The organism is Hymenobacter terrestris (assembly GCF_013377905.1).
Lineage (GTDB): Bacteria > Bacteroidota > Bacteroidia > Cytophagales > Hymenobacteraceae > Hymenobacter > Hymenobacter terrestris.
Map to the genome: position 1 here is coordinate 73,432 of NZ_JABKAV010000007.1, position 22,507 is coordinate 95,938.

Genomic DNA, 22,507 nt, shown 5'->3' on the forward strand with positions numbered 1-22,507 from the left:
TTAGAGCATGTTTGGGAATTGTCATGCTGAGCTTGCCGAAGCATCTCTACTGCTTCGCCAGCGGCTTCTCTAACGAAGCGGTAGAGATGCTTCGGCAAGCTCAGCATGACGGAAACGCTGTTTTAATAAATTCCCAAACACGCTCTTAGAGCTAAGTGCCTACAAGAAACTTGGGTTATCGAGCTTTTTGGCGATGCGGAAGGCCGCATTTACGAGACCTACGTGGCTGTAGGCCTGGGGGAAGTTGCCCCACTGCGAGCCTGTTTTAGCGTCCACATCCTCCGAGAGCAGACCCAGATGGTTGGTGTATGTGAGCAGTTGTTCGAACTCGACAATAGCTTCTTCTACCCGGCCCACGCAGGCCAGCGCCTCCACGTACCAGAAGGAGCAGATGAGGAAGGTGGTTTCAGGCGTACCGAAATCGTCGGGGTGGCGGTAGCGGTAGAACAGGCCCTCGGGCGTTTTCAGGGCGCGTTCCAAAGCTTCGAGGTGGCGGCCCGCCCGCTCGGACGCCGGATCGAGGTAGCCCATCATGATCAGCTGAATGGTGCTGGCGTCGAGGTGAGGCGAGCCGATGGCGTTGGTGTAGGCCTGCTGCTCTTCGCTGAAACACTGCTCGATGCGGTCGGCGGCGGCCTGCATGAGGCGGGAGGCCATGGCCTCCATATCGGCGTTGCCCAGCGAGCGGGCTACGTGGCAGGCGGCGTGGCTGCCGGCCCAATGGAACAGGTAGGTGTAGCAGTGGCGCTGAGCCAGGTTGCGGAACTCCCAGAGGCCGGCATCGGGCTGGTCCATGGTGGCTTCAATCTGCTGCAGGGCCTCGTACACCAGCTTTTCGGGGTTGCGCTGCTCGGGGTTCACGAAGCGCGCATCCACGTACAGGGGCAGCAGCGCTACCAGCACCTGGCCGTACACGTCGTTCTGGATGTGGGTATAGGCGTCGTTGCCGATGCGCACGGGCTGGTTGCCCAGGTAGCCGGCCAGCGGCAGCTCCTGCTCCGTAAGCTGCGAGGCACCGCTGATGCCGTACAGCGGCTGGTATTTGCCGGTAATGCTGCTCGAAATATTGGCGATGTAGTGGAAATAACGCTCCAGCTCCTCGAAGTGACCAATGTTGTTGAAAGCCGTGAGCGTGTAGAACGTGTCGCGCATCCAGCAGTAGCGGTAGTCCCAGTTGCGGGTGCTGCCGGGAGCCTCGGGCAGGCTGGTGGTGCTGGCCGCAATAATGGCTCCGGTGTCCTCGTACTGGTGCATTTTGAGGGCCAGCGCCGAGCGGATAACGGCCGGCTGGTGGAAATTGCTGATGCTGGTGCTCTTCACCCACTGCCGCCAGTAGTCAAGGGTGCTTTTCAGAAACCGCTCACAGGTGCTTTCCAGCGGGGCTTCGAGCGGTGCGCCGTAAGTGAGCACCAGGTATTTGGTTTCGTTGAGGCCGAAAGCTTCCTCATCGAGCACGTACGTCAGGGGCAGGTTGGTTGTGAGGCGGATTTCCTCCTCCATGCCCAGAAACGCAATGTGGTTGGAGCTGCGGCGGCGGCTGAGCTGCTGCTCGCCGTACTCGGCCACCGGACGGCAGGTTACCCGCACCCTAGGCGTGCCTTCCAGCGGCTCCACCTTCCGGATAAACATCAGCGGCTTGTAGTAGCGCTCGTACTGCGGAAAGCGTGGGGCAAAGTCGGTGACGCGGTAGCGGCCTTCATCGGTGGTAATTTCGGTTACGAGCACGTTGGTGTTGGCCGCGTAGTACTGCCGGCTCTCGAAGCCGCCATCGGTTACGGGCCGGATACTGTACTCGCCGCCCTTCTGCTCATCGAGCAGCGAGCCGAATACAAAACTGCTGTCGAAGCGGGGCCAGCAGAGCCAGCGTACGGCCGTGTCGGTGCCAATCAGGCCCAGAAAGGCACAGTTGCCAATCAGGCCCATATCATAGGTGTGTTTCATCATAAGTCTGCGAATGAAAGTCTGGTTGAGCGGCGCGCCATACTGTTTATGTGGCGGCCAGCCTCCCTACTTGTACCGTTTCGGGCGGGTGCGAGTTACCGGGCCGCCAGCCAAATGGCTACTATCAGGGCTGGTTCGCACAAAACAATCCGACTGATTCTGTATCACTTATCGGGTTTTACTGGTTTTTTTACGCCTTGCCCTTGCCCCGCATTATTTGGCCTGTATCTTTGCACCACCAAAACGGAAAAACGCTTTCGTTTTCTAACCGGTCCGTTCGTCTAGGGGTTAGGACAGTAGATTTTCATTCTACCAACAGGGGTTCGATTCCCCTACGGACTACAAAAAAGGCTTTTCGCACTACGCGGAAAGCCTTTTTGCTTTTCTGGCTCTTTGGTCTGGGATTTCCATTGAAAAGGGCCGCAGTTGTGCAACGGCTTGGCGCAGCCGCCTACCTTTGCGGGGGCTACCGGTGGGTCGGGAGCCGTTTTTAGATTTGTTGCCGTGTTTCATTTGTCCAGATTCCGGGCGGGCCAGCTGCTGCCCGCCCTGCTGCTAGTGCTTAGCCTGTGCTTGAACGCCCGCGCCCAGCAAGCCCCTGCCCCCCCACTGCTGCGCGAGCTGAGCCTGCGCCTCGATACCACCAGCTTCTACCTGAGCCGCAACACGGTTCTGGCGCAGGAGGAGCCCCACCTCTACTTTACGTACCGCCCCGGCGACGACGCGGCCGAACTGCGGGTGGCCCCCACCGACCCCACCGCCGGCCCGCTGCAGCTGCAACGCTCAGCCGATTTTACGCTGCTCGACTCGCTGACACCCGTGGATGGCGGGCGGTATTACCGGGCCAAGCTGCGCTTTCGCAGCCTCGCCGATGCCCGCTTCCTGAGCCTTACATTTCAGCAGCCGGCCGTGGCGGGTGGCTTCGCCCCGCGCCCCCAGGTAGTAAAGTTGCTCCCCGTAACGAGTACTACCCTGGAGCTGCGGCCCGCCGATACGGAGCTGTTTGTGGGCGAGGAAAAGGTGTTCGAGCTGACCAGCAACAACTCCAAAAACATTCGCCTGAGCCCTGAATGGACCCGCGGCCAGGATATCGACTACCGCCTCGACCGTGAGAAAGGCACCCTGCGCCTGCACGTGCTGCCCAACAACACTGGCAGCCGGGTGCTCACGCTACGGCCCCAAACCGAGCAGCCCTTCCTCACCGACCGCAACCGCCGCGTAACCTACGCCCTACCCCCGCTACGCCAGGAGTTCAACGTAAAAAGTTCGCGACTGCGCTTTCTGAGCGTTGATAAAAAGGAGGTTACCCTCGATGAGGAGTCGCGCCGCAAGGGCGTGGAGTTGATTCTCGACAATGGCCGCAGCTTTAACCTCAAGCGCACCTACCGCATCGAGGACCAGGAGGAAGCCGGCGGGGCCCTGATTGCCGAGTTGTTTACGCGCCAATACCTGACCAACGACCGGGTGCTGTGCTGGCTGCGCGTGTACAACACCCACCGCCAGGCCGACAGCTACCTCTACATCAAGGAAAACGACCAGGCCAAGTACATCACCAACTTCAACATTTCGCCCCCCACGGCCATTACGGGCCTGAGTGTGCGTCACCGCGGCGGCGACTGGACCAGCACCAACACGGTGAACCCCGGCGAAACCGTAGACGTGCGCCTCGAAGGCGTGGCGCTGCTGCGGGGCCGCTTCCATTTTGAAGACGTGCGCGTGGTGCCCTCCGACTCCAGCGTGCGCTCGGATGCGGCGGTGGTGTACCGGGTGCAGGTGCCGGTGGGCATCGATAAGAAGCGCATTGCCATTGATAATGCCGGCCAGAGCACCGGCTTTGCGCTGGCGGTACGCGAGTTCCAGAAGCCCCACCCACTCGATTTTGTGGGCGTGACGTTTGGCGAGGCCGTGCGGCCCATCACCCGCCTCAACGGTCCCATCCTCTACGACCGCACCATCCGCGACGTGGTGTTCAGCTTCAACCCGGGAACCATCGACTCGCCCGAGCAGCTGTATGGCAAGCAGTATCTGACCTTCGAAATAAGAACCCAGAATGCCAAGGGCGACCTGATTGAGATGCGTACTATTGATAACGTGGTCATCTGCCCCGATGGTAAGTCGGTCCGCGCACCCTTCTACCAGGACAAGCAGTGCCAGGTGGGCAACATCAGCCTCAACAACCTGCTGAGCGCCCGCAAAAGCTACGACCTCGACGACTGGAGCAAGATTATCATCACCGTGAAGCACACCCAGGCCCAGTACCAGGAGCCGGGCTTCACGCAACGGTTGGAGTTGGTGTTACAGCGGCGCGTGAAGTTCGATATCGACATCAGTTTTCCGGCCGGTTTGCTCACCAAGCAGCTCGGCGGCGGCGAGGCCAACAACTACACGGCTTTCAGCGGCATCAGCCTGGCCACGCTGGCCCAACTGAGCTTCTATAACCCCAACAAAATAAATAAGCTACGACCTTACAAGGTAGGCGCGGGCTTTGTGGCCCTCAACGCCTTCAACCTCAGCTCCAACGCCAACGCCTCCCGCGACCTGGGCCTCGTGGTGCTGGGCTCGGTGTACCCCACCCGCTCCGACGCCAAGCTCACGTTTCCGCTGTACCTGGGCGCCGGCTACCTGGTGAACAAGGGCCAGATGTTCTTCCTGTTCGGCCCCGGTATTGGGGTAAGGCTTTAGGCAGCGCTGGGCTATAGCATGAAAAAGTGCGAATCAGGTACCTTCACCTGCCGCACGGCCTGATGGTCGCCAATCATCTGTTTCAGGTTTCGCTCGATGGTTTGGGCAATGGCCGTTACGGGCGTGTCGGTGGGCTTGTTTTCAAAGGGATCCTGCAGGTGGATGGCCATTCTCTCGATCAGGAAAAAGGCCGTTGAGATGGCCAGCACGATGAATACCTCCAATATGCCAAATACTTCGAGGAGCGCAAAGGGCAGCAGCATCACGAAAAAGAACAGGCAGAAGTGGGTGTACAAAGAGTACGTTACCGGGAACACCGTATTCTTGATTCGTTCGCAACGCCCCATCGAGTCGGTCAGCTTGGTCAGCGTACCGTCTAATTCCATCTGCTGGTAGCGGTTGATCCAGCCTTGTTGCAGGGCGTGGCGTAAATCCTGGGCGTGGAGCTGCAACAGGGCATTCGGAATATTTTCGTGCGTGGCGACGAACTCCAGCTCCTCTGGCGACAAATAGGGACGGATTATTTCTGGCTCCATCTGCTTGCGCAACGTCATGCCCAGCGCGTAGGGCCAGGCAATCTGCCGGTTGGTTAGCCGCACTTGCCAGTCCTGCATCTCCTCGGAGTCGTAGGGAGTTTCCGCAAAGCAGAGGATTTGCCGCACCAGGGTTCGGGAATCGTTGACGACGGCTCCCCAGACAATGCGCGCCTCCCACCACCGGTCGTAGGCCTGGTTGGATTTGAACGCCAGCAGCAGCGATAGAACCGTACCCAGGACCATGGGCACACTCAGCGGAATGGAGATAGTGACCAGGTGAATGTACTTATCTTCAAGGGCGATAATGCCGGCGTAGGCAAAGACAAAGAACAATTCAGTTCTTATTCCACCGAATATATAACGCAGGGGAATTTTAGTTTTCAATAACATGGAGCAAACAATGAAGAGAGAATGTATAAGCTATTCGGATGGCACGTTGAGTGCTTCAAAATTGATATTTAAAGCAACCTGCGCATCTGGCAGAAGTTGTTCGGGTGGCACTCTGCGCACCCACCTATGCATTGGTGCCAGCGTATAAATACGCCCTGGCAGCAATGTGGTACTACCGGTACGGATACGGAAAATCTTCGGTTTAAAGCTGGCACCGATAGCCATGCCGCACCAGACGGATATATGCCGCGGCTGGGGCAAAGCGGGGCAGATGTAGCAAAACCTTCCGCCAGACTAACGACTTTTCCTCCGATTCTCCCTCCTTCTCTTCTGCATGAAAATTCTTTTTTCCTACCTCCGGCACTACCGGGGGCTACTGGCTTTGGCGCTGCTGTTGGCTGCCATCAACCAGGTATTTTCGCTGCTCGACCCGTATATTTTCCGGCAGATTATTGACCGGCACGTGGTGAAGGCCGGGACCAACGCCCTTGAAAACGGGTTCTGGACTTTCCTGACTGGCGGGGCGGGCCTGCTGATTCTGCAGGCGATGGGCGTGGCCATGGTGAGCCGCATCGCCAAAAATTTCCAGGACTATTACACCAACGTCATCACCCAGCGCCTCGGGGCCCAACTGTACTCCGATGGCCTGCGCCACTCGCTGGAGCTACCCTACCAGGTGTTTGAAGATCAGCGCAGCGGCGAAACGCTGGGCAAGCTCCAGAAGGTGCGCACCGACGTGGAGAAGCTTATTCTGAGCTTCGTTAACATCCTGTTCATCTCGTTGGTGGGCATTGTGTTCGTGACGTGGTATGCCCTGAGCGTGTACTGGCCCATTGCGGCGGTGTATTTTCTCACTATTCCGCTGCTGGGCTCCCTGAGCCTGTTTCTGAGCAAGCGCATCAAGGTGATTCAGAAGACGATTGTGGCCGAAACCACGGCGCTGGCCGGCTCCACTACCGAAAGTCTGCGCAACATAGAGTTGATCAAAAGCCTGGGGCTGGCTCAGCAGGAAACACTGCGCCTGAACGCCACGACCGAGAAAATTCTGAAGCTGGAGCTGCGCAAGGTGCGGTACCTGCGCTCCTTGTCGTTTGTGCAGGGCACGTTCGTGAACCTGATGCGCAACCTAATTCTGCTCATGCTGCTGTTTCTGGTGGTTCAGCAGACCATTTCGGTGGGCGAGTTCTTCTCTTTCTTCATCTACTCGTTCGCCATTTTCGGGCCGCTTCAGGAGATGGGCACCATCATCAATGTGTACCGCGAAACTGAGGCCTCACTGGCCAACTACCAGCAGATTCTCGACACGCCCAAGGAGCTCAAGCCGGCCCACCCCAAAGTCATCGACCAGATTGAGACGCTGGAGTTTGACGACGTGCGTTTCCAGCACCTCACGGCCAGCGCCCCGGCCCTCGACGGCATCAGCTTCCGCACCAAGCTGGGCGAGACCATTGCCTTCGTGGGTCCTTCGGGCTCGGGCAAAACCACCCTCGTGAAGCTGCTGGTGGGCCTCTATCCGCCCGCCGAGGGGCAGATTCTATATAACGGCATCCCGGGTCCCGAGCTCGACCTTGACACGTTGCGCGAGCAGATCGGCTTCGTAACCCAAGACACTCAGCTGTTTGCTGGCACCATCCGCGAAAACCTGCGCTTTGTGGCCCCCAACGCCACCGACGAGCAGTGCATCGAAGCCCTGCACCAGGCGGCAGCCGAGTCGTTGCTGGCCCGCGCCCCGCTGGGCCTCGACACGGTAATCGGCGAGGGCGGCGTAAAGGTGTCAGGCGGTGAAAAGCAGCGTCTGAGTATCGCCCGGGCCCTGCTGCGCCACCCCACGCTGCTCGTTTTTGATGAGGCCACTTCGGCCCTCGATTCGCTCACGGAGGAAGAAATCAGCCAGACGGTGCGCGAGCTGTCGGGCTCGCGCCAGCACATCACCATCCTCATCGCCCACCGCCTAAGCACCGTGCTGCACGCCGACCGCATTTTTGTGCTCGAACGCGGCCACGTAGCGGAAGCCGGCCGCCACGCCGAGCTACTCGAACAGCGTGGCCTCTACTACGCCATGTGGCGCCAGCAAATCGGCGAGCGGCCGTTGGCGGCGGTGGGCCGTTAAATGACTTTGCGCAGTAGCCCGAAGAACGACGTAGGGGCGGGGGGGGTTCCCGCCCCCCCCCTGGGAAATTCCCTTTTAACACAAACCCTTGATATGTGGGGGCCGGCGGGGGGGGGGGGGCCCCCCCCCCCCGCCCCCCCCCCCACGCCCGGGTGTGCGGGGTGGGGGGCGGCGGGGGGGGGAGCCACCCCCCGCCCCTACGTCGTTCTGCGTAACCTGATGGATGTGAGGCCGTTTAGCCACCGAAGCCCCGCGAGCTGCCCCGGCTGCCGAAGCCGCTACGGCTGCCGCTGGGGGCCGAACTACGGAACGTGCCGCGTGGGGTGCTGCGCTGTACGCTGGAGCTGGGGCTAATGCCCGAATTGCCGCCGTTGCGGTTACCCGTAAATCCTCGCCCGAAAAAGCCCCGCCCCTCGTTGGTGCGCTCCTGGGCGATAGTTTGCCGCCAGCCATTGTTGCGCTGCATGATGCCCGACGAGGCATAGGCGCCGGTGTTGGGTGTCATCCAGCGGCCGGCCATGTAGCCGATGCCGCTCCACATCAGTATATCCATCATGCCCCGGCCGGCCACCCGATTTTCGGGGTTTTGGCGGGTGTAGTCCTGCATCTGTTGCTGCAAGGCCTGGCCCTGCAGTGTATCTACCCGGCCATCGGCGTGCCGCAGAACAGCTGCCACTTCTTCCTTGCCGGCCGGCCGCTCGGCCGTGATTTTCCATTGGCCCGGCTCCGTTTCGGTCATTTCGGTGATGACGCCCTGGCTGTAGGAGTCGGTAGCGGCATTGTCCCAGGAGGATTCCGCGGCTTCCGGGCGGCTGTCGTTGGAGGAGCAGGCTGGTAGCACGCCCAGGCTGGCCGCGGCCGTGAGCAGAAACAGGTTGCGGCGCCAGTCGCCGAGGTGGTAAAACGGGCGGTTCATAAGCGGAAGGGCAAGAAATGAATGGGAGGCTAAATTAGCAGGAATATGGTTCAGAAGGCCTGCTACACTACGGCTGCTGCTCCAGCACACCGCGTAATACCTGCCATACATTGTCGGCCAGTAGCTTCTGGCCCTCGGCGTTGGGATGCACACCGTCGGGCAGGTTGAGGTGGCGCTGGCCGATAACGCCGTGCAGCAGGAAAGGCACGAAATCAACTGCGTTCTTATCGGACAGCTGGCGGAACAGGGCGTTGAACTCCTGGGCATAGTGACCCATGCGGCCGCCACCCAGCGTGGCCAGCGGACCCAAATCGAACGGAAACTCCAGGCCCACCAGCACCCGGCGGGCCTGGGGGTGGGCGCGCTTCACCTCGTCAAGAATGAACTGCAGGTTCTGGGTTGTTTCGCGCACCGGCATACCGCGCAGGCCGTCGTTGGCCCCGAGCTCCAGTACGAACACATCGAGCTGGGCGAAGCGGGCCAGCACGGTGGGCAGGCGCTGGCGGCCGCCGGCACTGGTTTCGCCGCTCACGCCGTAGTTGTGGGCTTTATAAGGAAGGCTCAGGGCGTCGATTTTCTCCTGAATACGCGAAGGAAAGGAGGCGCTGGCCGGCAGCTGGTAGCCGGCCGTGAGCGAGTCGCCAAAAAAGAGGATGTTCTGAGGCATATAAATAGGTGGGCCGAACCGGCAGCAACTAAACGCGGCCAGCAGTCCATAGTTCCGGCGCAACGGCAACGGCCGGCATTGCAAAACCGATTTTTGTAGCGCAGGCCGTTGCCGTAGCCATATAAATAGAACTACGAGAACCTTTTTGGCCGTTTTTGCCTTTACCTTTGCTGGCAGATAAGAATAATTCTTATCTGAAAAACATCGTTACCTGTCATCAAACCCCTTTCAGAATGTCCGTTATCAAAGCCACTGACGCTGATTTTCAGCAACTACTTCAGGAAAATGAGAAGGTAGTGGTGAAATACTACGCCGATTGGTGCGGCAACTGCCGCCTGTTCTCGCCCAAGTTCAAGCGTCTGTCTCAGGCCGAGGGCAACGAGGAAATGAAGTTTCTGGACGTAAACGCCGAGAGCAGCCCCGAGGCCCGCAAGCTGGCCAATGTTACCAACCTGCCCTTTTTCGCCGTGTTCCGCAACGGTGAGTTGGTGGACACCGTGGCCGCCAGCAAGGAAGAGGCCGTCGCCTCGCTCATCTCCCGCCTAAACTAGCCCGCACCGCCGCCATGAAAATGCCCGTTATCCGTCATCTGGTAGAAACCCAGACTGTGGAAAGCCTGCTGGCTGCCGAAGAAGCGCTGCTGGAAGAGCAGACGCCCGCTTTCGAGGTGGAAGGTGAGGATGAAGGCGAGCAACTCACCCACGTGTTTGCTGCCATCTTCATCCTCAACCACATCGAGGACCACCAATCCGACTTCAAGACTGCTCTGCGTGAGTACACCAAAAAGGTGCGCGTGAGCATCAGTTAGGGCGAAATCAAAGCGAAAAAGTAATAAAGTAAAAGCCGTTGAACCAGCCAGGTGCTGAAGTTCAACGGCTTTTACTTTTTGACTCTAAAAATGCCTTAGCTGATGCTCATGTTCCGATGTTTCCCTTTCCCGCTGTTGTCGGCACCAGCTAGTGCTTGAATCAGCCAGGGCAACATCGACTACCGCATGCGTTTTGTGGGCCAGGGCCGGCAGTAGGGTCGGCAGTTACCGTTGAGCGCATGGGTCGGGAGTTATGGCAACTCGTTGTAGCCTATTACCTTCACCCCGGGCATCCGACTGAGCAGCTCGCGCATAATATGGCCGTGGGAGGCGCCCACGGCGACCACTACCCGGCGGGCCTGCTGTTGCCGGGCTCGTTGTACCACGTTGGCGCACATGGCTTCGTTGCGCAGCACCCATTGCGCTTTCATGGCTTTCACCTGCTCAGTCGGGAAACCGGGGAAGCCATAGAGCGCCTCACCGCCCAGGAAGTTCATGCCCTCATCGACTCCTGCGTAGGCCGGGCCGTTCATGATGCGGTACGCTCCGGGTACGTCATCGGCCTGGTCCCAGAAGCGGGAATAGGCGGCGGTAGCGGCCTTGATGCGCCGGGCCGTAGCGGCTTCGGGCAAGGTCGAATCAGCCTTGACGCGGGCCTGCATGGCTTCCACTTGCTCGCGGGCCGCCTGCCAGGCATGGCCCCAGTCGGCATCATACTGCTGGCTGTCCATGCCGTAGATGCGGGCCTGGCGCAACTCGTACAGCAGCGGAAAGAAGATTTTGCCATACTCGTTGTTGGGCCGCAGAAAGCCCTTCAGGCGCAACGAATCGGCACCCCCGAACACGCGAGCGTAATATACCTGTTCATCGGCCCCGAAACGGGACTTCATCTCCTGCTCCAGCACATAGAGCTGGTAGGCGGCGTTGGCCGGGTCGTAGCTCAGCACATGGTGGCGGGCCACATCGATGCGGGTTTTATGGTAGTACGGAAACGCTGCCAGGGCTTTCTCGGCCCGGGCCAGGGCGGCGTCCGACATAAGCCGGGCCGTAGGGTTGCGGCGGCGCACGTAGTGATAGCGGGGTATGAAGGCCGACTTGGCGTAGTTGTCGGCGGGGAGCTGCTTCATGTCGGGGGCCGAGACATACTCGCCAAATACCAGATCGGGCTGATACGCTTTGAGCTTCTCCACGATGGGCCGGTACTCCGCGGCCGGGTCGGTATTGACGTGGGAGGAGGCCACTATCAGCACCTCGAGAGGGGCCTGCGCGACGGCAATACCGGGGATGCTGCCGGTCGATAGCAAGCCCATGAGGATGGAGCAGAGGAAGTGGCGCGTTTTCATAAGCTATTGAGATGTAGATGAGTGTCCCAAAAGTGCGGGCTGCCCGCCGGCTTCGAAACTTTATTATAGCAACCACCCGAAAACAACTGCCAACCGGGTGGCTGGCTGCCGCAACCTGTTGGCATAGCCACAGGCCGGGTTGCGCGCTGTTGGGAGCCGGTTGGCATAATATTCGGCCAAGCTGGGTTGGTGGCGCGTAGCTTTAGCCCATGAATCGGAACAAGATTATCGGGTACCACGTGTTGGCCTGGGGACTGCTTATCGGCTACGACTGGTTGGGTATTGCCCAGAATAAGGAGGCGACCAGAACCGATTACTTGTTGCAAACCACCTTCCGAATGAGCTTGGTGGTGGTATTCTATTACTGCTTTCTGTTTCCGCGCTACCTGCGAAGTCGCCGGTTGCCGCTGCTGGTGGGCGGGTTGCTGGCCGCACCCCTCGTATTTATGACCGCGCGCTACCTGCTGCAGGAAGTGCTGCTGCCTCTCACGTTTGGCATCCGCAACTACGATGCTGGCACCAGCCTGCGCCTCTACGCCGCCGACAACCTGCTCTATAGTCTGCCCATTGTGGTGGTGGCGGCCGTGGCCTGGGGGGTAGAAGACGTTTTTGTGCGCGACAAGAACCGCTTGGTGCAGGAGAAGGAGCGTGAAAACCAGCAGTTGCTTCAGGAAAAAACGCAGGCCGAACTGGCGTTTCTCAAAACTCAAATCAACCCGCATTTTCTTTACAACACGCTCAACTACATCTATGCCCAGGCGTACCCGGTGTCGGAGCCGCTGGCCGAGGCGGTATTGCGCCTCTCGGAGCTGATGCGCTACATGCTGCACGAGAGCCCCGACGGCCAGGTGGACCTGCGCCGGGAGGTAGCCTACCTGGAAAACTACCTGGCCCTGCACCGGCTCCGTTTCGAAGAGAAGTTCTTCGTCGACTTCCACCAACCCGACCCCGTAGCCGACCAGCGGGTGGCCGCCCTGGTTCTGATTCCGTTTGTGGAAAACGCCCTCAAGCACGGCCTCGTCCACCGGCCCGACTGCCCGGTAACCATTACGCTCCGGTTGCCGGAGCCCGACACGCTGCACTTCGAGGTCCACAACTACATCAGCCACCAGCAGAAAGACGCCACCACCGGTATCGGCTTGCCCAACCTGCGGCGGCGGCTGGAGCTGCTCTACCCCGGCCGCTACCACCTGGCGGTGCACAACGACGGCCGCACCCACCACACCCGCCTGGAATTACGGCTGAGCTAAGCACTACGGCCGTTTGCGGCTATTTGCGCAGCTTTACTACCAATTATATACTTGTTCTGTATGCTCCGTTGTATTGCCGTTGATGATGAAGCCTACGCCGCCCGGCTGCTGGCAGCCTACATCCAGAAAATACCAGACCTGGAACTGGTGGGCACTACTACCAACCCGTTGGAGGCCTTGCAATGGGTGCAGGAGGGCCGTGTAGACCTGGTGTTTCTGGATATTCAGATGCCCGAGCTCACGGGCTTACAATTCCTTAAAGTCTGCGGGAACCGCTGTCAGGTAATCCTTACCACGGCCTACCCCGAGTACGCGCTGGAGGGCTACGAGCACGATGTGGTGGACTACCTGCTCAAGCCCGTGGCCTTCGACCGGTTTCTGCGGGCCGTGCACAAAGCGCAGGCGTTGCGGCCGGCCCCGGTGGCCCCGGAACCGGTTATCGAATTAAAGCCCCCCGCCGGACTGACTCCGGGACCGGCTTACCTGTTTGTGAAGGGCGAAAGCAAGAACAAGTTTCTGCGCATCGATTACGCCGATATCCTGTACGCCGAAGCGCTGGGCAACTACGTGGCCCTTTTTGTAGCGGGGCAGCGGCTGGTTACCTATCAAACCCTGAAAGAACTGGCCGCGCAACTGCCGGAGCCCCCGTTCCTGCGGGTGCATAAGTCGTTTTTGGTGTCCGTAGATAAGGTGACGATAGTGGATGGCAATACCGTGTATGTGGGGGAAACGGCTATTCCGGTGGGCGAAACCTACCGCGAAAGTCTGTACAGGCTGGTGCGGGAGCGGCAATAGCCGCCCCGAAATTTGCCGGCCTTATGCAGGAAACGTATATTACTAGTCGTTAGATTATTGCCTCTGTCTATGCGCCGCCTAGCTCCTTTCCTGCTGCTCCTCTGGCTGTTGCCGGCTCCGGCCCGGGCCTGGGGGTTTTTCGCGCACCGGCTTATCAACCGGCTGGCCGTGTACACGCTGCCGCCCGAAATGGTGGTCTTCTACAAGGCCAACATCGATTACCTGACTACCAACGCCACCCGGCCCGACTCACGGCGCACCCTGGTGCCCGGCGAAGCGCCCCGCCACTTCCTCGACCTCGATGCCTACGGCGACTCGGCGGCCTATAAGCTGCCCCGCTCGTACCCCGATGCGGTGGCCCTGCTGAGCGAGGATACGCTGCTACGCCACGGCATTGTGCCTTGGCAGGTGGCCCGCATGAAAGGCCAGCTGACGGCCGCTTTTCAAGCCCGCGACACCGACCGAATCCTGCACCTATCGGCCGATTTGGGCCACTACATTGCCGATGCCTGCGTACCGCTGCACACCACCCGCAACTACAACGGCCAGTTCACGGGCCAGCGCGGCATCCATGGGTTCTGGGAAAGCCGCCTGCCCGAACTGCTGAGCGGTGGCTACGACTTTTTTACTGGCCCCGCGCCCTACCTGGAGCGGCCCACCGACGTTATCTGGACTACCGTGGCTCGCTCCAGCGCCGCCCTCGACTCGGTGCTGCGCTTCGAGCAGGAGCTGAGCCGCGAGTTCTCTGAGGACCGCAAATACGGGTTCGAGCAGCGTGCCAACGTCACTGTGCGCACCTACTCGCGCGATTTTGCCCGTGCTTACCACCAACGCTTGAGCGGGCAGGTAGAGCGCCAGATGAAGCTGGCTCTGCGCCTGGTAGGCGCCTTCTGGTACACGGCTTGGGTGGATGCCGGCCAGCCCGACCTCGATAAGCTGCCGCGCACGCCCTCCGAAAAGGAGCAGCAGCGCCTCGCCCTCGAAGCCAAGCAGCTCGAAAACGCGCCCATGCGCCCGGCCGCCGGCCACGAAGATTGAAACAGTACTGGTGCGCGCAATACCCCGGAATATAGGTTCGGCAGCATGCCGGCTTACTGCCTTAAATCCCCGATCTTTGCGCACCCAATGGGGGGCGGAAGCCGCTGATGGCCAATAATGCACCGGTCGGATAACTCCGGGCCCGGCGCTACGTAGGAAGCGGACTTGCCTGAGTACTTCTCCAAAAAATATGCGGAAATTTTATTGCGCGCTGGCCCTGCTGGTGCTGTTGCTCCCGGGTGCCATGCAGGCCCAGAAAGTGGGCCTGGTATTAAGCGGGGGCGGGGCCAAGGGCCTGGCGCACGTGGGCGTACTGCGGCAGCTGGAGAAAAACCAGATTCCCATCGACTACATCGTGGGCACCAGCATGGGCGCCATTGTGGGCGCGATGTACGCGGCCGGCTACTCGCCCGATGAGATTGAGACTATTGTGCTGCGGCCCGAGTTTCAGACCTGGGTGTCGGGGGCGCCGCTGGAGGGCAAGGTGTACAACTACTACGATGCCGACCCCACGCCGGCTCCGCTGCACCTGCGCTTAGCCATCGACACGAGCTTCAACATTCGGGTTACGCCGCGGCTGGTAGATGACGTGACGCTCAACTACGTGCTGGCCACCATGCTGGCCCCGGCCGGGGCCATTGCCGAGTACAATTTCGATAACCTGCTGGTACCCTACCGGGCCGTGGCGACGGAGGTGTTTACCCGCGAGAAGGTGATCCAGCGCAGTGGCTCGCTTTCCGATGCCGTGCGCAATTCCATGGCCTTTCCGCTGGCCTTCCGGCCCATCCGCCAGGCCGATGGCCGCTATCTTTTTGATGGGGCCGTGGTAGACAACTTCCCGACCGGAGTAATGCGCAAGGAGTTTGGGCCCGATATTATGATCGGGGTGAATGTAGGCGACGTAGCTTTCAAGAGATACCCCAAGGAACGAGATGATAAACTGCTGACATCTACGCTGTTGTTTTTGGGTTCCAACGTGGCCGATACCACGTCGGTCGGGCCCAATGGTGTGTACATTCAGCCCGACCTGAACGACATTACGGCGGCCGATTTCGACCAGGCCAAGCAGCTGGTGGAGCTGGGCGCCCAAGCCGCCGACAGCAAAATGGAGCTGCTGAAGAGTCGTATTGCGCGCCGCCAGGATACGCTGGCGCTACAGGCCCGCCGGCTGGCTTTCCAGCAGCGCGCCCCCGATACGCAGTTCAAGCAGATAACTGTGCAAGGCCTGCCGCGTCAGCAGCAGGAGTTTGTGCGGCGCTTTTTCCAGCGCTCCGGCTCCGATTACTACACGCCCGGCGATGTGGAGGAAGGCTACTACCGGCTGGTTAGCAACGACTTTTTCAACAACGTGTACCCGCGCATTCGCTACGACAAGAAGCAAGGCGGCTACGTGCTGGGGGTGGATGCTCGCCAGAACTCCAACCTGACGGCCGACCTCGGAGGGGTACTCTCGACGCGCTCGATGAGCAACCTGCACTTGGGTGTCGGCTACCGCTACCTCAACCGCTACCTCTACTCCATCAAGGCCGATGCCACTATCGGGCGCTTCTACAACGGGGCGCGGGCCTCGTTCCGGGTCAGCATCCCGGGCAGCATTCCGCTCTACATCGAGCCCGTATTCGTGTTCAACAACTTCAGTTACCAGGATACCAGCCCGCTGCTGAAGTCGTCTGCCCAGAACTCGCAGATTCAGCAGCGCGACGTGAAAACAATACTGCAGGTCGGTTTCAGCCCCAACTACCGTAGCCGCTATGTGCTGAGCGGGGGCGTGTTTACCAACCGCGACCAGTTTGCCAACACCGACAACATCAACAGCGACGCCACCCTCGACCAGAACCGGTTGCAGGGCTTCACGGCCGGCCTCAGCTTCGAGCGCAACTCCCTTGACCGGCGCCAGTACGCCGTAGCCGGCCGGCGGGTTAAGATTGGGGTGCGCGGAGTAGGTGGCCAAGAACTCTATGCGCCGGGCAGCACGGCCGAGAACCCGGATGGTCAACTCTTGGCTGGCCGCCGGAAAAACCATCAGTGGCTAAAGGCGAGCCTGTTCAACGAGCAGTATTTCAAATTCAATAAGGTAGATACCCTGGGCCGCAAGGTGCACGCCTGGGGCTATCTGGTCGAAGTGCAGGCCAGCACCCAGGGCCCGTTTGCCACCTACCGCTCCTCACTCACGACCTCGGCCGCCTTCCTGCCGCTCACCGACTCGCGCACCCTGTTCATGGACCGTTACCGGGGCACGGCCTTCGCGGCTTTGGGGCTGCGCTACATCAAGGAAGTGCTAACCAAGCTCGAATGGCGCTCTGAGGTGTACGTGCACACGCTCGTGCGGCCCTGGGAGCGGCAGGAAACCAACCCGCTGCTGCCTGAGCGCGGCAATACGGTTTCGCGGCCCTATCTCACGCTCATGAGCGGCTTTGTTTACCAGTCGCCGGTTGGGCCGCTCTCGCTCCAGGCCATTCACTATGACGACCCGCGTCAGAAGTTTGGCGTATTCGCGCACATTGGCTTCCTGCTCTTCCGCGACCGGGCCTTGGACTAAAAGGCGAAATGACGAAGTGATGTTAACCAGAAAAAAGCCCTGTTTCAACAAGCATCCGCTTGCCGAAACAGGGCTTTTTTAATGTTTCATCGTTTCTCTACCGGGTACTGTGGAGGCTCCTCGTTGGTTTTAGTGGTGGTATGGTCGCCGGAGTTGGGGGCAGGGCCGGCAACGCTGGAGCCTGACAGTGGCGACTTGCGGAACAGCAGCTGGAAAAGCACGGCTGCCAGCCAGGCCGCCAGCGTTGGTGCCAGCAGATAGATCCACAGGTCGGTGTAGTTGTGGGCCACTACGGCCGAACCCAGGCTTCGGGCCGGGTTGAGACTCATGCCCGAATAAGGCGTTTCGACTACCACATAGAAAGCCAGCAGTACCCCCAGCAGCCAGCCAGCCAGGTTCTGGAGCCGCTTGGTGTGCAGGGCCAGAAACAGCACGGCCACCATGATGAACGTAATCAGAAACTCGGCTCCAAAGGCCACCGCAACGCCCTCGGGGCCGGGCTGGGTAAGGGCGTAATTCACTTCGGGATGAGTGAAATAACGGCCCAGCAGCGCCAGCAGAACTTGACCGGCCAGCAGGGCCCCGGCCACCTGGGCCAAGAGGTACCAGCAGACATCGGCCGGCCTGATTTTGCCCAGTTGCCAAAAGGCGACGGTCACGGCCGGATTCACGTGGGCCCCCGAGCGTTTTCCCCAGGGACTGTACACGATAACCACCACCGTAAGGCCTACTACCAGCCCAATAACGGCCCGCCCCAGTACTTTATGCCCCACCAGCAGTTCGGCCAGCCATGAACCCGGATAATGCACGGCCGTAGCAACCAGCCCCGACACAAACAGGAATAGAAACAGCCCTGCTGCCTCCGTCAGATAATTGGACCAATGTCGCTTGACCGACACTAATAAGTGAGCAACAAAACCGGGTCGGCGCACGAGGATGAAAGGATTCTTAGGTGTGGTACTTATTAGCGGATGGCTGTTGCGCTAAGACGCCTGCGGGCAGCTTGCGGAACAGACCGCTACCCATCAGTACTCAACCCGTTCTTCGGCAAAACGTTGTAGCAGCGCGGCTACCTCCTGGGGCGCCTCATAGGGCAGTAGGTGGCCCGCCCCGGCTACTATTTCGAGGGGCGTACCGGCCGGCAGCAGCGGCAGTGTTTCAAGGCCGTGCACCGAGGGCGAAAGCACCGGGTCCTGGTCGCCGGCCACCAAAGCGCAGGGCACCTCAATACGGGCCATCCGGGCGCTGATATCCTCGCGGCTGCCGTGCAGTAGCCAGGCCTCCCAAGCCGCGCGCGAGCTGGCCAAGTTGTCGGCCACTACCTGCCGGTGCGTGGTTTCGGGCAGGGAATGGGCCGTGATATGGCGAGCGGTTTTTTCGGCCTCTACCGGCTTGCCCCAGGCGTGCAGGCTGGTTTGACGGTCTTCGTCGGTCATGGGCTCGGGGCTGGGCGGCGAGGGACTCAGCAGCATCAGCCCCGCGAGACCCGCCGGCTGGCGGGCGGCTAGCTCCAGCGCAATCTTGCCACCCATGCTATGGCCTACCAGCACGTAGCGGCCCGGGCATTCGGCCTCGATAAAGCCCTGCACCGCATCGGCGTAAGCAGCTACGGTAAAGCCACTGGGTGGGACTGGTGCGCCGCCAAAACCTCCCAGGTCGGGGGCCAGCAGAGGGTAGTCGGGCGCCAGCAGGCGGGCTATCTGGTCGAACTCGTGGCCAGCGCCGGCCCAATAATGCAGGCCGATAAAGGTGAGGGAGTGGGGCATAGTACGCGGGTGTACGAACGTGGTCCGCAAACAGTCGGGCACCACCGCACCCATCGGTTGCTACAACAAAAAAGGGCAGCTCCGTTAGGAGCTGCCCTCATTATTACAACCAAGTCTGGTTACTTACTGCTTGCTTACCCGCAGCACTTTGGCTTCGCCCGATGCCAGCACCAGGCGCACCAGGTAAATGCCGCTTCGCAGGTTCGCTACATTTGATACGGATACGTCGTTAACACCGGCGTTCAGCTGCACTGTCTGCTGGCTTACCACGCGGCCCGTCATGTCGGTTACCGACAACTGAGCCGGGCCAGCCACGCTGGTGTTGGCCGTCAGAGTCAACACCTCCCCGAAAGGGTTAGGGAAGGCACGAACCTCCGCTTTGTCTAGGGCTGCGCCGCCATCAAACGTCACCACTTTAGGCGCATAGTAATGGTCGGTGCCATCGAGGTCGATCTGGCGCAGACGATAGTAGCGCACGCCGGTTTTGCCGGCCTCGGTGTCGGTGTAGCGGTAGCGCAGCAACTGGTTGCTGTTGGGGTTGGTGCTTGCTACAAACGTCAGCGCACGGTAGTTGCGGCCGTCGTTGGATACCTGCACTTCATAGCCACGGCTGTTCAACTCGGTCACCGTCTCCCAGGTAATCTCGGCATTGCTGCCTACCCGTTTGGCGGAGAAAGCCGTGAGCGTAACAGGCAACGGGGACGTGAACTCGCTGAGGGTGAAGGTAGCGAAGGCCCGCACGTTGTTCTTTATCAATATATTGTTTTCGGTATCCAATGCATCACGGCCCAACTGGCCGAACGTATCACCGGCTGAAGTAGAAACGAACAGGGCCAGCTTGTTTTCGTCGAGCGTCTGATTATTAGGTCTAAGATTCGTCAACTCGTTGTCCAGATAGCGGAACGAAAGCGTGGCATTCAATCCACCCGTATTGGTCTGCTGATCAGTCGGGCGCACTCCGAAAATACGGCGGATACTTGGGCGACCATTCGAGCCGTTGTTGATGGAGGCAAAGTTTTCAGCCGTGTTGCGCGTAATAGCCACTACACCAGGACCGTTGCCCTGGAACGTAAGTGTAATACCGATGTTGCCGAAGTCCTGGGGGACACCCACCTGGGCCACTTCCGCAATTTTCGCGTAGCCACGTAGGAAGGAGGTTTCCGTTTCCCCTGCAATACGGCCCGAAGGGATTCCTGTAGTCCCGACAGTAGTAGAGGGAAATAACTCTACGAACGACACATTGACGGCGCTGATGTCGGTTTCCAGAATGCCATTGATAAAGCGCAACGTACCGCCGGGCAAAATGGCGAAGTTGGATACCAAGGTCTTAATTCCACCACCGTCAATCTCCACGTTCACCAGACCGGAAGCCGAGCCACTGATGGACTGGGTGGTTCCTTTGAAGGCGAGGAAGGTGTTTTCGCGCTGGATAAAGCTATCCTGCAGGTTGTTAAAGTCGCCGAACACGTTGAGACGACCAACAATGAGGCGGGTGATAGAGCGCTGGGCCTGGCTGGTGCCACTCATCGTGAGAGTGCGTGTCTGAGCAGGGCCGGAAGCGCCTCTCGGGCCGCTCGCGGTGTTATCGTAGCCGGGCACCGGCGTAACTACGGTAGAGGTAGTGCCGTCAGGGTTCTGCACAGTAGTAGTGCGGGTACTAGGAGGCTTGATGGCGTCACTGTAGATGTTGGGGTATTCCACCGTCGAGCCTGAACCGAAGTTAGGGATGGTGGCATCCTTTCCAGAATTGGGTACGCCGTTGGTCCAGTTGCCTGGATCGAACCAGTTGTCATCCTGTCCGCCGGTCCAAGTAGTGGATGTGGGTGCTTCAGTAGGGCGGGTGCCTTGTACCGTAAAAGTAGCACGGTAGAAAGTGGTAGGCGGGTCGCTCAGAGTGAAGTCCTCGTTCTCGTCAGTGTTCACACCATCCACTGCGAACTGAACGCTCAGCGAGTAGGTACCGGCAGTCAGGCCAGCCAGAATGTTAATGTTGGCCGTGTTCAGAGCGAAAGTACGGGTACCGCCAGTACCAGGAGTGCCTTGAACTAAATCGATAGTGCCAGTCGAAATGTTGCTGCTGCTGCCATTGGCCCGGATACGATAGGTCAGTCGGCCAGCATTAATAACGTCAGGCATGGCTTCCCGAGTGGTGACGGTGCCACCATTGAGCAGTACAGCCGCGTTGAAGTTGCTGATATCAAAAGTCCCCAAGTTAGTTCCGTTGAAGGCTGGGGACGGAATACCGTTCTGACCACCAAACGTTTCGTTACCATTGCCGCGGTCTATGATAACTGAGGAGCCAGTGATGCTACTGTTGCTCTGGGCGCGGGCCTGAAAGCTCGTGCCGAAGGCGACAAACAGCGCCAGCAGAGGTAATAGGCGCCGCCATGCTTGGCCCCGGAGGGCAAGAGATGGATTAGATAAGGGTGTCTTCATTCCTGAGGATGCTTAAAAAAGAGAGAAAAATTTCCAATTACGAGACTTACGCGCCCGTGTCCGGGCGAATTTGGTCGGCTATACGGAGCCGGTGAATTATGGCTGCAAATTTTGTATAAAAAAACAAGAAATATGTAATATACCGGCAAAAAGGCATAAAATAGGCTTATCGATGTTATATATTCAATAAATAATATAAACTACTACAATAAACAAGCCAGTTATCGGACCACGCTGTAGGGTGGTGCAGCCAGTGCTTTCTTAAAATGGGGCAATTCCACGTTCAGCACATCATGGACGCTAACCCGAATTTTGTGGGCTAGTTGGGTAATAGGCAAGTCGTTGCTGTCGGTACCGAAGGGCTGCTCGATTTCCTCGGCAATCATCACCAAGCCCAGCATGATGTAGGCCCCTACCATCGTGATGGGAATCATCCAGTAGCCACTGCTGGCCAGCAGCACAAATGGCATAATGCCGATGAACAGGGTAATGAACATTTTGATGAAGAAGGTATAGGAAAACGGGATGGGCGTAGATTTGATTCGCTCGCAGACGCCGTTTACCTCCATCATACCCAACAGGTGGGGTTTAAAAGCGAGCAGATGAACAGGGTCAATAATCTGGGCCTGGCGCAACTGCTCGATGCTTTCTTGCAAAACGGCCAGCAAACAGACGGTGGGGCTATCGGCGGCCTGCAGGCGCCCAATAATGTCAGGCGTAGCCTCGAACTGCTCGAAGCGCACGTTATTGCGCAAGTGGCCCTTGAGCGCCAGCGGGAAATTGGAAATCAGGGCCGCGTAGTAGGCCCGGCTGCGGGCGGCATCGCGGGGCAGAATAGCATTGAGCTCGATGGCCAGCCCCCGGCAGTGCGACACCAGCTGCCCCCACACCCGCCGCCCCTCGTAGTAACGGTCGTAGGCGGTATTGGTGCGAAAAACCAGCAGCAGGCTGAGCATGATGCCCAGAAACGAGAAGTACTCGCGGCCCAGCTGAATGGGCACCGCATGGTAGCGCAGCACGACCAGCGCCACGGCAATGTTATAAACTCCTACCAGCGCCACCCGACGCAGCAGCAGCAGAATGACGCTTGATGTGTGGAAATGCCAGAGGGCCCGCCACCAGTCGCCGGCTTTGTAAACAATCATAGTCGCAAGGTTTGGAGCTTGCAACGCGAACTACTCCAAAGGGTTCCGTGGCCACCTGCCCATTGGCACCACGTCTACTCTGGAGAAGTAGGAAACCCTATTTCTCTTCTTTCAGCAAAACAGGTTAGCGAATAAACTTGGCGGT

17 protein-coding genes and 1 tRNA gene are annotated in these 22,507 nt (G+C 59.4%); 9 read left to right on the forward strand and 9 right to left on the reverse strand.

The annotated features are described in order from the left end of the window. Window positions 1–159 precede the first annotated feature (159 nt). Window positions 160–1,944, reverse strand: a complete 1,785-nt coding sequence (locus tag HW556_RS04310) for a glycoside hydrolase family 15 protein (protein WP_176898304.1) — start codon at window positions 1,942–1,944, stop codon at window positions 160–162. A 267-nt stretch (window positions 1,945–2,211) separates the two neighbouring features. Between HW556_RS04310 and HW556_RS04315 the strand changes: the two genes are divergently transcribed. Beyond that, window positions 2,212–2,283, forward strand: a tRNA-Glu gene (locus HW556_RS04315). A 171-nt stretch (window positions 2,284–2,454) separates the two neighbouring features. Then, complete coding sequence (locus tag HW556_RS04320; protein WP_176898306.1) at window positions 2,455–4,623, forward strand: hypothetical protein; 2,169 nt, start codon at window positions 2,455–2,457, stop codon at window positions 4,621–4,623. 11 nt (window positions 4,624–4,634) lie between these two features. Here HW556_RS04320 and HW556_RS04325 read toward each other — a convergent pair whose 3' ends face one another. Beyond that, the gene (locus HW556_RS04325) at window positions 4,635–5,549 is read right to left on the reverse strand and encodes a bestrophin family protein (RefSeq protein WP_176898308.1); all 915 of its coding nucleotides are present in this window, start codon (window positions 5,547–5,549) and stop codon (window positions 4,635–4,637) included. Window positions 5,550–5,883: 334 nt separating this feature from the next. Between HW556_RS04325 and HW556_RS04330 the strand changes: the two genes are divergently transcribed. After that, complete coding sequence (locus tag HW556_RS04330; protein ID WP_176898309.1) at window positions 5,884–7,659, forward strand: ABC transporter ATP-binding protein; 1,776 nt, start codon at window positions 5,884–5,886, stop codon at window positions 7,657–7,659. Between the two features lie 235 nt (window positions 7,660–7,894). Here HW556_RS04330 and HW556_RS04335 read toward each other — a convergent pair whose 3' ends face one another. Beyond that, window positions 7,895–8,575 (reverse strand): hypothetical protein, encoded by a 681-nt coding sequence (locus tag HW556_RS04335; protein WP_176898310.1) that lies wholly within the window; start codon window positions 8,573–8,575, stop codon window positions 7,895–7,897. A gap of 67 nt (window positions 8,576–8,642) precedes the next feature. After that, window positions 8,643–9,242, reverse strand: a complete 600-nt coding sequence (locus HW556_RS04340) for an arylesterase (RefSeq protein WP_176898311.1) — start codon at window positions 9,240–9,242, stop codon at window positions 8,643–8,645. A gap of 233 nt (window positions 9,243–9,475) precedes the next feature. Here HW556_RS04340 and HW556_RS04345 point away from each other — a divergent pair, with 233 nt between their 5' ends. Together HW556_RS04345 and HW556_RS04350 are read left to right on the forward strand one after the other, a co-directional pair. After that, window positions 9,476–9,793, forward strand: a complete 318-nt coding sequence (locus HW556_RS04345) for a thioredoxin family protein (RefSeq protein ID WP_176898312.1) — start codon at window positions 9,476–9,478, stop codon at window positions 9,791–9,793. Window positions 9,794–9,807: 14 nt separating this feature from the next. Further along, entirely contained in the window at window positions 9,808–10,050 is a 243-nt protein-coding gene (locus tag HW556_RS04350; protein ID WP_176898313.1) for a DUF6952 family protein, read from the forward strand. A gap of 251 nt (window positions 10,051–10,301) precedes the next feature. Here the strand turns inward: HW556_RS04350 and HW556_RS04355 are convergent, their stop codons facing one another. Then, window positions 10,302–11,393 (reverse strand): DUF5694 domain-containing protein, encoded by a 1,092-nt coding sequence (locus HW556_RS04355; RefSeq protein ID WP_176898315.1) that lies wholly within the window; start codon window positions 11,391–11,393, stop codon window positions 10,302–10,304. A gap of 209 nt (window positions 11,394–11,602) precedes the next feature. Between HW556_RS04355 and HW556_RS04360 the strand changes: the two genes are divergently transcribed. The 4 genes from HW556_RS04360 (at window position 11,603) to HW556_RS04375 (ending at window position 17,015) form a co-directional block, all read left to right on the forward strand. After that, window positions 11,603–12,643 (forward strand): sensor histidine kinase, encoded by a 1,041-nt coding sequence (locus HW556_RS04360; protein ID WP_176898317.1) that lies wholly within the window; start codon window positions 11,603–11,605, stop codon window positions 12,641–12,643. Window positions 12,644–12,703: 60 nt separating this feature from the next. Then, a complete protein-coding gene (locus HW556_RS04365) occupies window positions 12,704–13,438 on the forward strand; it encodes a LytR/AlgR family response regulator transcription factor (protein WP_176898319.1) in 735 nt (244 codons plus the stop codon). A gap of 69 nt (window positions 13,439–13,507) precedes the next feature. Further along, the gene (locus HW556_RS04370; RefSeq protein ID WP_176898321.1) at window positions 13,508–14,476 is read left to right on the forward strand and encodes a zinc dependent phospholipase C family protein; all 969 of its coding nucleotides are present in this window, start codon (window positions 13,508–13,510) and stop codon (window positions 14,474–14,476) included. Between the two features lie 190 nt (window positions 14,477–14,666). Beyond that, on the forward strand, window positions 14,667–17,015 hold the full coding sequence (locus tag HW556_RS04375) for a patatin-like phospholipase family protein (RefSeq protein WP_176898323.1): 2,349 nt from the start codon (window positions 14,667–14,669) through the stop codon (window positions 17,013–17,015). 86 nt (window positions 17,016–17,101) lie between these two features. Here HW556_RS04375 and HW556_RS04380 read toward each other — a convergent pair whose 3' ends face one another. The 4 genes from HW556_RS04380 to HW556_RS04395 all read right to left on the reverse strand — a co-directional run bounded on the left by HW556_RS04380 (window position 17,102) and on the right by HW556_RS04395 (window position 22,362). Next, on the reverse strand, window positions 17,102–17,914 hold the full coding sequence (locus tag HW556_RS04380; RefSeq protein ID WP_176898325.1) for an MIP/aquaporin family protein: 813 nt from the start codon (window positions 17,912–17,914) through the stop codon (window positions 17,102–17,104). Between the two features lie 126 nt (window positions 17,915–18,040). Next, window positions 18,041–18,781: an alpha/beta fold hydrolase gene (locus HW556_RS04385; RefSeq protein ID WP_176898327.1), complete on the reverse strand. Its 741-nt coding sequence runs from the start codon at window positions 18,779–18,781 to the stop codon at window positions 18,041–18,043. Between the two features lie 123 nt (window positions 18,782–18,904). Next, the gene (locus HW556_RS04390; protein ID WP_176898329.1) at window positions 18,905–21,217 is read right to left on the reverse strand and encodes a T9SS type A sorting domain-containing protein; all 2,313 of its coding nucleotides are present in this window, start codon (window positions 21,215–21,217) and stop codon (window positions 18,905–18,907) included. Between the two features lie 221 nt (window positions 21,218–21,438). Continuing rightward, a complete protein-coding gene (locus tag HW556_RS04395) occupies window positions 21,439–22,362 on the reverse strand; it encodes a bestrophin family protein (RefSeq protein WP_176898331.1) in 924 nt (307 codons plus the stop codon). Window positions 22,363–22,507: the final 145 nt, after the last annotated feature.